Origin of the sequence: Tardiphaga sp. vice154, assembly GCF_007018645.1 — a bacterium.
In the GTDB taxonomy this organism is placed as follows: Bacteria; Pseudomonadota; Alphaproteobacteria; order Rhizobiales; family Xanthobacteraceae; genus Tardiphaga.
In genome coordinates this window covers 3614442-3628782 of record NZ_CP041399.1, presented here as the reverse complement: position 1 = coordinate 3628782, position 14341 = coordinate 3614442, and the positions used below count along the sequence as shown (strand labels likewise).

Here is a 14341-nt window from a genome sequence, read left to right as displayed (position 1 = left end):
CGCCCGCCATGGCGATCTGGGCGGTCGTTCTGGGAGTTGCTCTGCTCGGCCTGCTGACGCTGCGTCCGCGACGCGGATCTTTGATCGTGCTGGCCTTGGCGTGTACCTTGGCACTCGCCTGCCTCGTCGTCCTGTACGCCCAATTGGCCGTCGCGCCCTCGCTGTCCGTTGTGCCGGATCCGATATGGGCGCAAGCGTCGCGCCTTCTCGGCGAGCATCTGTCGCCGTCCGTGGCCATTGCCCGAAACCAGGCATTCTATGCGATGGGTCTCGGCATTAACAGTTTTCTGGCGTTCACGACGGCCTTACTGCTGGCAGCGGACCGTCGCGCGGCCCGGCAGTTGCTGACCGTAGTCGCGTGGTCGGGCGCGATCTACGCCGTGGCCGCCATCGCGAGCCATCTGGCCGACCCCGGCAAGATCTTTTTCGTCTACGAGAAGCAGGCGCACCGCGAGTCGCTTACCTCGCCGTTTCTCAATCGGAATACGGCAGCTTTGTATTACGGCTGCTGTGCGCTGGTGTGGCTGATGCGGGCGTGCGAGCGAATTCAACACAAGCTTCCGTCGGGACGCTTGCGGTGGCGGCGCTTGCGGGCAAGTTTCGATACCCGATCGTCAAGGCCCATTCTGACAGCCACTGCCGGCTGGCTAATATGCCTCATCGCAATGTTTCTGACGGGATCGCGCGCCGGAGCAGGGGCAGCGCTGATCTCGATGATTATCGCCGTTGCTGCTTTTTTCCATCGCCGGATAACCGGTCGCTTCGGGTTCGCGGGATTTCTGATGGCAGCAAGTGTTGCGGCCTTGGGCCTTCTGCAGCTGTTCGGCGGTCTGGTTGGCGGACGTTTTAATGCGCAAGGATTGTCCGACGAAGGACGGCTGTCGACCTATCGCGCAACCGTCGGGATCATTCGCGATCATCCTTGGCTAGGTACGGGATTCGGCTCGTTCGAAATGAGTTATCCGGCCTATCGAGGCAATGATATCTCCCTGGCCGGGATCTGGAATAGGGCTCACAATTCGCTGCTGGAATTAGCCTCTTCCGGTGGATTGCCGCTCGCGGGATTGATCACCGTGGCCGGCTTCGCGGCCTTTACCGTCCTTCTTTATGGGATCCGTATGCGTCGACGGAACGTGATATTTCCAGTCATTGCATTCGCCGGGGTGATCGCCGCCGTGATTCACTCGATGGTCGACTTTTCGTTGCAGATACCGGGATATGCAATTGTTATATATTCACTTTTTGGCGCAGGCCTGTGCCAGTCATTTCGTTCCGGAGAGGTTCCGCAGGGCGCTGCGGTACCCGAACGGGTTTCGTCGGCGCTTAACCTTAAGGTCTGAAAACGCGCAAGATCCCGGCCGCGCCGGTAATTTCATTGGCTCCAACACATTGTTATGCTAAGTTTTGTTAGCATTTTGTTAAGGAGATTGCCGTGCCTAATTTTCAGGTTCTTGTGACGCGCCGTTTTGCGAGGAGTGCAGTCGCCGCGCTCTTCACTATTTGCGCGCCGATCGCCCCTATCGTCGCCCAAACAACTCGGAGCACCGTGGCGCAGTCGCTTGTCGTGTTCAAGAACAGTCCCGAACAGTTGTTGACGACCTTTCCGAACGGCGGCGTTGAGCTGCAGAGCCGTATTCGCGAGTTCGCGCTCAATGATCCGACAGCGCTCGATGCGATGATCGGCTTGATCGCCAAGGGAAACAAGGACCAGAAGACAGCTATCGCAAAGGGGCTAGGCGAAGCTGCAAAAATGCTCGCGCGGACCAACCGGCCTTATTCCGAAACGATTCAGAAGGCCGTGGCCGAAACCAAAGACCTCGACGCGTTTACGGCATACGCGGAAGGGGCGGGCGACTCCGGCACGGCCGCGACAGGCGCAGGCGCCGCGGGTAGCGCGGGTGCATCCGGTGGCCAGACAAGTTCGCTCGGAACCACTGGAGCAGGTGGTGGTGCAGCCGAAGCAATCAATGGCAGCAGCACAAACACCGGTAATTTTGGCTTCACGTCTTCGGTAACCGGAATTGGCAACAATTCCACGACCGGGACGACAACGATTTCTTCCACCACCAGCCCATGATGGCGTTCTGCGCGGCGGTGTAGACCGCGCCTTGTCGTTCAGTTGAGTCGGGGCAATCGTCGGTGACCCGGTCGTATATCGGATGAACGTTTCTATATGTGACGCTAGGACGAGATGCTGCAGCTCAATAAAATTCCGACACCTATAGACAGGGCGATCCGCCCGATCGACGTGCCGTCATTGGCCGAGACCGTTGACGGTCTTTTTTCCTATCTTCGTCGGCAGGCCTGGGTCATCGTCATTTGTACGGCACTCGCTGTGCTGGGAGGACTCGCCTATGTCCTGACCGCCGCACCGAGCTATACTTCGCTTGCGACGATGATCATCGACACGCGCAAGTTCCAGGGCTTTCAGCAGCAATCCATTGCCAGTGATGTGCCGATCGATTCGACGGCGGTCGAGAGCCAGGTCGAAATTCTTCGTTCCGAGAATGTCGCGCTCGCTGTCATCAAGAACCTCAAGCTCAATGAAGATCCGGAATTCGTCGGGTCGAACTCGGGTGTCGTTGGCGCGGTGTTCGATTTTGTCTCCAACCTGTTCGCGGGCGCCGCACCGCGCGACGAGTACGAAATTACCCGCCGCGCCGTCCGGATGTTCCAGCGACAGCTGGACGTGCGTCGGCGCGGGCTGACCTACGTCATCGAAATCAGTTTCCGCTCCCTGAGCGCCGAGCGCTCGGCCGAGGTAGCTAACGCCGTCGCCGACGCCTACATCGTCGACCAGCTTGATTCGAAGTATCAGGCGACGCGGCGCGCCAGCATCTGGCTGCAGGACCGCATCCAGGAACTGCGTTCCCAGGCCTCTGTCGCCGAACGGGCGGTGCTTGACTACAAGAAGGAAAACAACATCGTTAACGCTGGCGGCAAGCTGGTGAATGAGCAGCAGCTCGGCGAGTTGAACACCCAGCTGGTCACGGTTCGCGGGCAGGTATCCGACGCCAAGGCAAGGCTTGACCGCATCGACGCCGTCGTCACGAGCGGCACGCCCGACGCGACGGTTGCCGACACATTTAACAATCAGGTCGTCACCAAGCTGCGCGGACAATATCTTGATCTGGCTGCCAGGGAAGCCGACTGGTCGGCCCGCTATGGGTTCAACCATCTTGCGGCGGTCAATCTGCGCAACCAGATGCGCGAGATTCGAGGCTCCATCATCGAAGAGCTCAAGCGGTTGGCGGAAAGTTACAAGAGCGATTACGCCATCGCCAAGCAGCGGCAGACCGAGCTAGAGCGTGCGCTCGGCGAATCGGTTAACCAGTCACAGTCGACCAATCAGGCGCAGGTGTCACTGCGGGAGTTGGAGAGCTCGGCGCAAACCTACCGCGCGATGTATGACAATTTCCTGCAGCGTTATATGGAGTCGGTCCAGCAGCAGTCTTTCCCGATCACCGAGGCCCGGATCATTACACGGGCTTCGAGGCCGCTGGGACGCAGTCACCCGCAGACACTGGTAGTGATGGCGCTGACGACCTTTGCGGGGCTGCTGTTCGGTCTCGGCTTCGGCGTGTTTCGCGACCTCTACGATCGCGTATTCCGCACCAGCGAGATGGTCGAAGCAACGCTTGGAACGGATTGCATCGCGGTGGTGCCGCGAGTGCCGCCAAACCAGATCAAGGCGGTGGCCCCGCCGGCAATGGATGGTCCGCAGGAACCTCGAACGATTCAGCGCGGCAAAGAACCGATCCTTTGGGCCGCGATCGATTCGCCGTTCTCGCGGTTCACCGAGTCTATTCGCTCCATCAAGGTCAATGCCGATCTCGGCGTGACCACCAAAGGTGCCAAGGTGCTCGCGCTGACCTCGGCCTTGCCGAACGAAGGCAAATCCACCATCGCGTTCGTGTTCGCCCAGTTGATCGCCCAAACCGGCGCGCGCGTGATCTTGATCGATTGCGACCTGCGCAATCCTTCGCTAAGCCGCAAGCTGGCGTCGAACGCCGACGGCGGTATCCTCGACGTTCTGGCGGGGACAGCGTCGCTAGAAGATTCGCTATGGAAAGATCCAATTACCGGTCTGGTGTTCCTGCCGGGAGCCACGAAGTCGCGTATCGCGCATTCGCAGGAGGTTCTCGCATCCGACCGGATGAAGAGTTTTATCGAGAGCACGCGTGCCAGCTATGATTACGTTATCGTCGACTTTCCTCCGCTGACGCCGGTCGTCGATGTGCGAACCACGGCCCATTTTGTTGACTCCTACATTTTCATCGTCGAATGGGGCAAAACCCAGGTTCAGGTTGCCGAGCGGGCGCTGCATAGTGCCAAGGCCGTGAGCGATAATCTGCTTGGTGTTGTGCTGAACAAGGCCGACATCGCGTCGATGAGCCGCTACAGCGGCTATTCGGGCAAGAGTTATTATTACAACTCGCACTATGGTCGTTATGGTTACACGGACTAGCCTGACGTCGCTCGTCCTACCCCGTGCCGGACTGTGGCTTGTTCGTCTGGCGCTCGCGACTTCTGCGGTCGTAGCGATCGTTTGGGGAGCTTTCTGCCTTCCGGTCTTTTTCGATCAGATGCGTCTGGAAGCCACGCAGAATCTCATCATCCAGAATGTCCCGATCGGGCAGGAGGCTGTGACCAGCCTCATGCCATTGCTCGATCGGGCGGCTGCCCGGCCCGATTGCATTCCCGCCATCGATCGCAGTTCGGCCATCATCCGGCTTCGTATCGCTGAGAGCGCACCCTCATCGGAATCGCACGATCAGGCCGACGGGCGGATGAAGGCGCTGGACCACGCTTTACGCAAGTCTCTCGGTTGTGCACCTGCGGATTCCTATCTTTGGCTGGTCCTGTTCTGGACCAGGAACACGCGTGACGGCTTTACGCCGGCTAATCTGGACCTTCTTCGGATGTCGTATCGCCTTGGCCCCAATGAGGGGTGGATCGTCCCGAAACGGAGCTACCTTTCACTGACGCTCTTCGACGTTTTACCCCCGGACCTCGCGGCTGAAACGCGTGCGGAATTCGCGCGATTGGTGAAGAGCGAACTCTATTCGGAAGCCATGGCAATCCTGTCAGGACCCGGCTGGCCCTACCGGGACATGCTGATGGCGAGCCTGTCCTCCGTCCCCGAACGCAACGTGGCCATTCTCGTCAAGGCGATGGCCGACATCGGCTACGAGGTCAGGCAGAATGCGGGTGCAAGACCGCGCGGTTGAGCGTACGCAATGGTGCAGGTAAGCGTGCGACCTTTGTTAACGACTTTGCCAAACTTCAGACGCCCGCAATACGTATTTCCGGCGGTCGTGCTACAGTGACGATCATGACAACAGCGATGAGCACGGACTTCCAGATCGGTCGGCACAACGCCCACTACGAGGGGCTTTATTCTGCGCGGGAGCGCGAGTGGCGGCGGATCTGCGCGATCGACAAGGCCGGTCATATCGCCGACCTGTTGGCCGATGTGGCCGCCGGCGTCGACGGCGTGCTCGAGGTCGGCTGCGGCACCGGTGCGGTGCTGGCACGTCTGTCGACCCTTCAGGTCGGCAAGCAGTTTACCGGGATTGATCTGGTCGATCCGTCGCCAAATCTCGAAGCAAACGGTGCGGCAACGGAGGCGCTGCGGTTCAGTGCCTATGATGGCGAGGTGGTGCCATTCCCGGACGGTGCCTTCGACCTCGTGTACGCCAGTCACGTGCTCGAGCACGTACCTGATGAACGCCGTTTCCTGAGCGAACTGGCTCGTACGTCGCGGCGTTTTGTTTATGTGGAAGTGCCATGCGAATTGCATGCCCGTACCAACCATCGGGCATTGCAGTCGACCGTCGATATCGGTCACATCAATTTCTATACGCCTGACACATTCCGGCTCGTGCTGCAGACCGCCGGGTTACGAGTCCTCAAGCTCGGTGTCTACGATCATAGCCTGGCAGTGCATGCCTTTCATGGCTCGCGGATGTCCGGCGTGACGAAGAGCATCATCCGAAAATCGCTGCTCGCGGCGTCGCCCGACATGGCGGTGCGGCTGGCGACTTTTCACTGTGGCGCGCTGTGCGAACCATATACGTCCGCATTAGAGACCAAACAGGGGGCATGAGGTGTCATGGCGCCGCGCGTGGTCGTCTTCAACAACATGATTACGCCTTATACCAATCGTCTCTACAACGAATTGGTGGAGCGCGGCCTCGATTTGGCAGTGCTGTCCTGCACGGCACAGGAGCCGGACCGGCAATGGGCGGCGTCAATCTCTCCACGCTACGCACACCACGTCGTTCCTGGTCTCACGCTTCCGATAAGCAGATCCCGTTTTACGCATATCAATTTTGGCATTTCGCGGGCGCTGCGCAAGCTTGAGCCGGACATCCTGTTTCTGAACGGCTTCTTTCCGTCCATGCTGGCGGCGGCGCTATGGGCTACAACCCATGGCAGGACATTGGCTCTGACAATGGACGGGTGGGCGGAAACGATGCCGGATACGCTGTACCACCGCGTTGTCAGGCCCTGGATCCTGGCAAGATGCCAGGCAATCGTCAGTTGCAGCCGCAAGGGACGTGCTTACTTTCATGACCGTGGAATGGCCGCCGAACAGCTCGCTCTAATTCCGCTGGTGCCCGCCTGGGATGCGCCCATCCCGGTGCCCGGTGGCGATCGAGCGTTCGATATTCTTTGGTGCGCTCGAATTAACGATGGCGCCAAGAATGCAGCATTCTTCGAGGACGTCGTCGTCGCATTGCATACCCGCAGACCGCACCTCACGGTGCGCATTGTCGGGACGGGACCAGCGGAACAGCGCATGATGGCGCGCTTCGCCGCTGCCGGGATCGAGGTTTCCCACGACCGATATCTTCCATGGCAGGCCATGGCCGGCATGTTCGGGCAATGTCGTGTCCTGATGTTGACGTCGCTGCTTGAGCCATGGGGACTTGTTTGCAACGAGGCCATGCAATGCGGTGTTCCGTGCATCGTATCGCGGCATGTGGGTGCAGCCGACGAATTGGTGCGTGACGCCGATACCGGCTTCGTCTGTGATCTCGCCGTCGCGGATTGGGTCGAGGTTGCAGGACGCTTGCTGGACGATCGCCGACTATGGAATGAGATGTCGGCCCATGCCAGACGCGCCGCCGGCGAGGTTACGATCGAGGCTTCGGCCAGCTCCTTCCTGAAGGTTGTTGAGCGCCTCGCGCAGCCTTTACCGAGGGAGCGGGGAGCTGCACATGCGTAGCTGGTGGTCGCAGTTCGACTTGTTTCTGCATTTTTATCTCATCATGGTATTGGGTGCGATCTACTTCCTGTTCAACTATATCGAGGGAATTTCCTATTCGGAGCGCGCAGGAGAATCAGTCCTGTTCCGGATCGTGTGGATGTGCCTTTACGCGACGCTATTCATCAAGATACTGGCGAATGCTAGAGTCTTTATCGCGCTCTATGCTCGGTCGTTTCTGCTGGTGACTCTGTTTGTTCTTTCCGTTGGTTCGCTGCTTTATAACGGCAGTCAGGATACCGCCGTGATCAAGTTCGCGATGTATTTCTCAACTATCGCATTCGCCGGTTGGGTCGTCGTGCGGTGTCCCGTCGATTCGTTTACTGAAGCGCTGTTTCGAATTGGAATTTTCGTTCTGGTGTTTCACATTCTGTTTTTCCCGGTCATCGGTTCGGTGATCGACTACGATCCGTTGCATCGAGCCACCATTCTCGGGACTGAATCCTATGCCGGCGTGTTCGGACACAAGAATCTCGCGGGGTCGTTTTTTGGGTTGATGGCGACGATTTCCCTCGTTCGCATGCTGTCTGGCGGCAGCCGTTGGCGAATGATCAGCTCGGCCGTGATGGTGTTGTTGCACTTGCTTGCGCTGGCCGCGACAGGTGGGGTAGGTCCGCTGATCAGCGTTGCCGTCGCGATCGTTTTCACTTTCGGCGGCTTTCTGCTCGTGTCGGGTCGGCGTGATGCTGCAGCAATTTACTGGCTGGTGATCGGTTTTGCGACCCTGGCATTGCTGATGACGCCGACCAACATGTTGTACCAATTGATTGGCCGCACGTCAGGCCTAACCGGGCGCGCCTTCCTGTGGTCTGTCTGGCCGTATTTTTTCTGGCAGCATCCGCTGATCGGATATGGCTTTGCCGGCTTCTTCAACGGACTGGTGAGTGGTCCCGCCACGGAGCTGACCCGGATGGCGCCGTGGAATACGGAATACAGCTCCTTCGAGAATGCCTATCTTGAAGCACTCATCCAGTTTGGCTTGTTGGGTGGCGCAACGTTCATCCTGGTTGCCTGCCGGGGAATCTGGAATGCTGTTGTGTTTGCATTTGCCGGATCGTCGACCATGCGCCTCGCGCCGTTCGCTGTCCTGGTCTTCACGTTGGTGTCCGCCTTCAACGACAGCAGCCTGCTGCTTCATAATTTCATCGGCTGCGTCCTTATGTTCTGGTGCTATTTTGGCCTGCAGGTCAGGGTGGTGGATACGTCGGAGGCGTTGGAAAGTTGGGCATCGTTTCGCTTTGCGCCGGGGTGGCGGGCTTGAGTGCGTCGCTTCCCGACATCACAGGCGCACCGATGCGTCGCGAGCAGATTAATAAGCGGATATGTGAACTGCTGAATCGGCGCATGCCGTTCGTCTGGGGCGTCGCGGATCAGGCGATCGTGAGCGGATGCTCGCTGTTCCTGACGCTCGTTCTGGCCAATGCGCTCGACGTGCAGTCGTTCGGGCGTTTTAGCATTGCGTGGGCGTTCCTGATCCTGCTCGAATCGGTGCTGTTCCGTGGTCTGTTCGATGACGGCCTTCCGGCAGTAGCGCATCGGGTTGCCAGTTCCCGTTGGCCGCAGCTTCGAGCCAGTCTGTATGTCGCATCGATCGGGACGTCCGGATTGTTTGGTGTCGCATTTGTCGTTGCTGGACTTGTCGCATTGAGTTTTCATTTCGATCATGCGGCTCTACTCATAGCGACGGGGACCGCGATTCCGTCTACGCGGTTGCAGAGCGTCTTTCGCCGGATCGGCTATCTCGATGGTAGATTGCGGCGTGTCGTAAGCGGGGCTTTAATTTATGCTGTGGTGCTGGCGGGGTCCGCGGCTGCGATGATCTGGCTGCAACTGACCAGCGCTGCCGCGGCGATGGCATGTGTGGCCTTATCGTCCGCCGCCGCCGGTCTGTTTGGACTGGTCTACGCCGCCGGCCTTGCGAAGCCGCACCGGCGCGTCCTGACATGGTTGATTACACGGCTGTTGCGTGAAGGCCGCTGGTTCGCCGCGACCTCGTTGACCTATTGGATCAGCAGCATCGGCCTGATCCCGCTCTGCGGCCTGCTGATCGGCCTGGAAGCGAGTGCGTCGTTGCGACTTATGTTGGTCGTGTTCGCTCCGCTCAGCCAACTCAATGCCTCGCTGTTATCGGTGAAGCTGCCGGGGGCAGCGCTCACGTTGCGGCACAATGATCGCGCGATGTTTCTGTCCTTGACTCGATCGAACGCCATGCAGTTTGGCGGCCTATCCGCGCTCTATGGGGTTGCGGCCGCGCTGCTGGGCGTACCGATCCTCGCGTGGCTGGTCAGCGATCGCGGCTTCGACGTAAGCGAGGTGAATATGGCACTGATGGCACTGGCCATGAGCCTGGATGGCATCTGGCTCGGACTTGCGCTGCCGTTGTTCGCCGTTGGCCGTCCGCAGCAGTTTCTCGCCAGTCGTATTACTGGACTGGCGGTGCTATGCCTCAGCCTGCCGGTCGGGACCTATGCCTGGGGTGTGGCCGGTGTGATCGGGGCCATGGTCTTGTCGAGTGCGGCGTCCGTCGGCGTGCTCGGTACCCGCCTCGTCAGATTGGAAACACCGAAGCCCATCGTGGCCTCATCGCTGTATTCGGACCGGATTTCCTGATGACATCTACCGACATCTTCGACCGCTTTCCGCGCCTCCATCTTGGAGCCTTCAATTGCGCTGTTGATCATTGGATCAACACCGACGTAACGCGGCACATCTGGGTTTCCCGCATTCCTCTGGCGGCCCGGGCGCTGCATATGTGCAGGTTGATGGGAGCCGAGCGTTACCGCGAACATCGCGAGGGCCGTTTCCGGAAACTGCGTTACATGGATTTGACAAAGCCGCTGCCTTTCCCGGATCGCAGCATTTCGGCGGTGTTCAGCGCTCACGTCTTCGAACACCTGTTTCCCGACGAGGTTGAGGCGCTGACGCGCGAGATTGCACGCGTGATAGTGCCCGGCGGCGTCTGCCGAGTAGTTGTGCCCGATCTGGAGCGCATTGTCGCAAGCTATGACGTCGCGCAGCCATATACGTTCATTCGGCAAATGTTTGAGGTCGAAAGCCGAAGTAGTGCCGCCTTTGCGCACCATTGGGCGTTCACGCGACCGTCGCTGAACTCACTGTTTCAGGCTGCCGGGTTCACCGAGACTGCGGTCACCAACTACCGCGTGGGGCGCTGCCCCGACCTCGCTCAGCTGGACAATCGTCCGGACGAGTCGATATTTTTCGAGGCCATCAAATAACGTGAGGCTCCACGCCGCGATCAGGCTTGGAGCTGATCGGCGCGCACAAAAGCTAGTTCGCGGCCTCCCGGCGAGACGTCGAACAGACGGTAGCCGACGCCCCGCAACCGCTCGATGGCGCGGCGGGTGTCGATGATCGTCGCTCCATCGATACGATGGTGGAATTCGACAAGCATCTGGATCGGCAGCAGGCTGCCGCGACAGATGTCGTCGATCACGGCGTACTCCGCCCCTTCGATATCCATCTTGAGGACATCGATCCGGCTATGGCCCAGTTCCTTGGCGAGTGTTGCCAGACGGCGGACTTCGCAGCGAACGACGGCGCCGCTGTCCGCTCGTGCCATGCTGAAATCGTCGAATGAATCATCTGTTGGCACGCCGAAATCGATCGCGCCGTCACAATCTGCTATGCCCAGTGGAATATAACGGAAACCGGCGGGCAGCGACTGCCGTGAAATCCAGGTCTTGGTCTTGGGTGTGGGATCGAAGCCGAAGATTTCGCAAGACAAGTTGTCGGCCAGCGCGCGGTCGAAAGAGATGTCGTGGCCAAGGCCGACCGAATAGACGGTCGGCCTTGGGACACGCTTGAGCAAGTCCAGGGATAGCGTCCAGCCGCCATAGTCGCTGCCCAGCCGGAGCGCGGGCAGGGTGACGTCGCGGCGGGACAGGTGATCGGTCCCCATCAGTGTGCGGAGGGCGCGTTTCGAATAACGAAACCGGTCGCGCAGACCATTTGCGAAGGATTCGGTCGTCATCGGCGATCTACAAAAGCTGTCATGGCGTTGGAAGCTCGTCGTTGCCGTCGGTATCGGCTCGGTCCTGCCTAGATGAAATTCATGTCAGGTCTCTGCGTTCTTTGTCAAATCGTCGGGTTTTAAGATAACATTGGCTCGAATTTTTGCTGAAGGGGGCGATCGTTGAATTGGTTCCAATCATTACTTTCGGAAGGGGCCCGTAAGCGTCGAGGACTGTTTCTGACGCGTATGGTGAAGATTCCATTGGACGCCCGGATTCTAGATCTCGGTGGCGGCTCCGGCGCTCACATTCATGCGGTGTTGCCGGAGCACAAAAACGTCACGGTTTGCGACATCTCGGTCGACGATCTCAGGAAGGCGCGCGAGCGATATGGCTATCGAACCGTCGAGCTAAGCGAGACCGACAGCCTGCCATTTTCCGATCGAGAGTTCGATTTCTGCTTCTGTTCATCCGTGATCGAACACGTGACCGGACCGAAACGGCAGGTGACGACGATAACCGACGGCGGCCAGTTCCGATCGATCGCCCGCCGGCATCAGCTGCGCCTTGCCGCCGAGATTGCTCGTGTTTCGAGGTCCTATTATGTGCAAACGCCCTATCGGTACTTCGTGATTGAGAGCCACACCTGGTTGCCCGGGCTGGTCGTCCTTTTGCCGCGCAAGCAGCAAATAGCGGTCATTGCAGCGTTCAACAAGTTCTGGTTCAAGAAGACGTCGCCCGACTGGCACCTGCTTGACTGGCCGGAGATGACAGAGACCTTTCCTGATGCAGTCATCTACCGAGAGCGCTTCCTTTTCCTGACCAAGTCGCTGATGGCGATCAGAACGGCGGCTTAGAAATCGGATCCGCTGCGTCCCGTCGTGCCACGATGTTAATCAGCGTACCGACTAGGGACGTGCGATCCAGCACGGCGGGAAATGACGACCCCGCAAAATTATGACCAAGAACGATAAAACCGTGCTTGTACAGCAGTTCTGTAGCGGACCGGATGGAGAGCTCAAAAACCGAGTGCTGGAGATAGCGAAATGCGGGACGCGGCAGCAGTCGGGACGAAATTGCGTAGGCTATCTTGAAGAGGCGGCGAGGTAGGGACGGGCGGTTCGGGATCGATAACAAGAGCAGGCCACCCGGACGCAGAACCCTGGAAAATTCTGTCAGGCAGCGCTCTGGCGCAGAGGTATATTCCAGCACACTGGCGCAAAGAACACCATCGCATGACCGCTGAGGCATCGGCAGGTGCTCGATGGTCTTGATGAGCTGGAACGAAGGAGCGGTTACGGATTTGGATGGTTCGTGAACTGTTGGTCTCCTGGCGACAACCAGCATCTCCTCCGAGGCGTCGAAACCCATAACGCTGGAGCCTCGCTCGGCAAGCCGCCGCGACAGCGTACCGGTCCCGCATCCGGCATCAACCCAGATTTGGTGTGTTAGATCGGCTCCGTCGAGCAATTTAAACATCGCTGCGGTACGCTGGCGAAACACTCGGCCGCGATGCAATGTTTCCCATTTGTGTGCGATGCCGTCGTGGAACTGAATCTCTGGTCTTTCGTCAGCGGCTGAGCCTGCCATCTCGCCCTCGATCAACCGAGAAAAACTTTTGTCGGCGTTGGATTGCCGCGAACACTCTCGTGTCCGGACAGATCAAGAACAATCTGACGACCCGTCACGGATGCGAGGGCTTCCACATAACGCGGGTCTGCGGTTGTTACGACGATTACGTCGGCCCATTCCACCGTAGATGTCGGATCGTTCTGCAGAAGCCGGTCGAGCTGCGGGTTGCGCAGCATGAAATCCTTATTGGCGCCTATGAGACCGGCCAGTTGTACGTTGGGATCAAATATGCGGATTTCCTTGCCGTGATCCAGCAGTCGATTGACCAATTCGACGTACGGACTTTCCCTAAGGTCGTCGGTGCCGGCCTTGAAGCTGATGCCGAGAAAAGCCAGTCGCTTTCCGCCGTGGGACAAGACCCAGTCAACGCCGCGTTCCATGATCATCCCATTGCTGGGCAAGACGCTATCGATCAGGGGGACGGACAGTCCTTGACGCTGCGCGAGATGCGTCAGGGCGCGAACATCCTTGGGCAGGCAAGAACCGCCGAACGCGAAGCCTGGGCGCAGATAGGCCGCCGAGATGTTGAGGCGGGTGTCCTGAAGAAAGATGTCGATCACTTCACGGCTGTCGATCTGAAGTGATGTCGATAGAAGCCCGACTTCATTGGCGAAGGTAACTTTCAGGGCGTGCCAGGTATTGTCGATATATTTGACTAGTTCTGCTGTTTCGATCGGTGGCATGATCTTCGCGCCGGGCAGGTCGCGATAGAGCGCCATAACCTTGTTTGCTGTTTCCGGATTAACGGCGCCTACGACAGTTTTGGACGGGCTGGCAAAATCCGCGATCGCGCAGCCTTCGCGAAGGAATTCTGGGTTGAAGGCGATATCAAATCCGGATCCGACGGTCTTTCCCGAAGCCGCTTCGATGTGTGGTGCGATGGTCTTGCGCGTCGTGCCCGGCAACACCGTTGAGCGGACGACCACGATGTGTGAGCCCTGTTTAGCCCTCAGACCCCGGCCAATCTCGGAGGCGACCTGCTTGACGGCGGTCAGGTCGAGGTCTCCATCAGGTCCCGCCGGCGTACCGACGCAGATGATGGATATGTCGGTGTTGGCGATCGCTTCCGTCGCGTTAACGGTAGCCGTCAAATGGCCTGATGCGACCGCGAGGCTGATCTTCTCATCCAGTCCCGGCTCGATGACCGGGGATTTGCCACGTTGAATGAGATCGACCTTGGCCTTCGACTTGTCGACGCCGATGACGCGATGACCGAGCTCGACAAAGCAGGCGGCGCAGACGGTTCCAACATAGCCTAGTCCGAAGATGCTAACATTCATGGGAAAATCTCGAGACGCCGGCAGGCGTCACACTTGGGTTGGCCACCTTTGCGGCAACCTAACGCTGATAACACAGGCATAATGTTTTGGAGAAATTCGACGGATAACGGTAAATAACTGTCCTAAAGAAGATCGGCGACAATCGACGCTACAACAGTGTCAACGGGCCCGTAGCGGGAGGTTGC

13 protein-coding genes are annotated in these 14341 nt (G+C 58.8%); 10 read left to right on the top strand and 3 right to left on the bottom strand.

The annotated features are described in order from the left end of the window. The first annotated feature begins 8 nt into the window (after positions 1-8). From FIU28_RS16950 to FIU28_RS16910, 9 genes are all read left to right on the top strand, one after another. Positions 9-1340 (top strand): O-antigen ligase family protein, encoded by a 1332-nt coding sequence (locus FIU28_RS16950; RefSeq protein ID WP_168209948.1) that lies wholly within the window; start codon positions 9-11, stop codon positions 1338-1340. A gap of 92 nt (positions 1341-1432) precedes the next feature. Then, complete coding sequence (locus tag FIU28_RS16945; protein ID WP_143574375.1) at positions 1433-2077, top strand: hypothetical protein; 645 nt, start codon at positions 1433-1435, stop codon at positions 2075-2077. Positions 2078-2191: 114 nt separating this feature from the next. Beyond that, a complete protein-coding gene (locus FIU28_RS16940; RefSeq protein ID WP_143574374.1) occupies positions 2192-4468 on the top strand; it encodes a polysaccharide biosynthesis tyrosine autokinase in 2277 nt (758 codons plus the stop codon). 118 nt (positions 4469-4586) lie between these two features. After that, a complete protein-coding gene (locus tag FIU28_RS16935; RefSeq protein ID WP_246660715.1) occupies positions 4587-5231 on the top strand; it encodes a hypothetical protein in 645 nt (214 codons plus the stop codon). A 104-nt stretch (positions 5232-5335) separates the two neighbouring features. Next, the gene (locus tag FIU28_RS16930; RefSeq protein ID WP_246660714.1) at positions 5336-6109 is read left to right on the top strand and encodes a class I SAM-dependent methyltransferase; all 774 of its coding nucleotides are present in this window, start codon (positions 5336-5338) and stop codon (positions 6107-6109) included. Between the two features lie 6 nt (positions 6110-6115). Beyond that, the gene (locus FIU28_RS16925; RefSeq protein ID WP_143574373.1) at positions 6116-7234 is read left to right on the top strand and encodes a glycosyltransferase family 4 protein; all 1119 of its coding nucleotides are present in this window, start codon (positions 6116-6118) and stop codon (positions 7232-7234) included. Next, complete coding sequence (locus FIU28_RS16920) at positions 7227-8534, top strand: O-antigen ligase family protein (RefSeq protein ID WP_143574371.1); 1308 nt, start codon at positions 7227-7229, stop codon at positions 8532-8534. Before FIU28_RS16925 ends, FIU28_RS16920 begins: the two co-directional genes overlap by 8 nt. Then, complete coding sequence (locus FIU28_RS16915) at positions 8495-9883, top strand: polysaccharide transporter (RefSeq protein WP_143574369.1); 1389 nt, start codon at positions 8495-8497, stop codon at positions 9881-9883. Before FIU28_RS16920 ends, FIU28_RS16915 begins: the two co-directional genes overlap by 40 nt. Beyond that, complete coding sequence (locus FIU28_RS16910) at positions 9883-10509, top strand: class I SAM-dependent methyltransferase (RefSeq protein ID WP_143574368.1); 627 nt, start codon at positions 9883-9885, stop codon at positions 10507-10509. The genes FIU28_RS16915 and FIU28_RS16910 overlap by 1 nt, the downstream gene beginning before the upstream one ends. 20 nt (positions 10510-10529) lie before the next feature. Here FIU28_RS16910 and FIU28_RS16905 read toward each other — a convergent pair whose 3' ends face one another. Next, positions 10530-11264 carry an FkbM family methyltransferase gene (locus FIU28_RS16905; RefSeq protein WP_143574367.1) on the bottom strand — a complete coding sequence of 245 codons (735 nt, stop codon included), beginning with the start codon at positions 11262-11264 and terminating at the stop codon, positions 10530-10532. Between the two features lie 243 nt (positions 11265-11507). Between FIU28_RS16905 and FIU28_RS16900 the strand changes: the two genes are divergently transcribed. Further along, complete coding sequence (locus FIU28_RS16900) at positions 11508-12101, top strand: class I SAM-dependent methyltransferase (protein ID WP_246660713.1); 594 nt, start codon at positions 11508-11510, stop codon at positions 12099-12101. On the opposite strand, the gene FIU28_RS16895 is transcribed toward FIU28_RS16900, so the two are convergent. Continuing rightward, positions 12085-12834, bottom strand: coding sequence for a class I SAM-dependent methyltransferase (locus FIU28_RS16895; RefSeq protein WP_143574366.1), 750 nt, complete (start codon positions 12832-12834; stop codon positions 12085-12087). The two genes, FIU28_RS16900 and FIU28_RS16895, sit on opposite strands and share 17 nt — an antisense overlap. An 11-nt stretch (positions 12835-12845) precedes the next feature. Further along, positions 12846-14156, bottom strand: coding sequence for a nucleotide sugar dehydrogenase (locus FIU28_RS16890; protein ID WP_143574365.1), 1311 nt, complete (start codon positions 14154-14156; stop codon positions 12846-12848). Between the last annotated feature and the right edge of the window lie 185 nt (positions 14157-14341).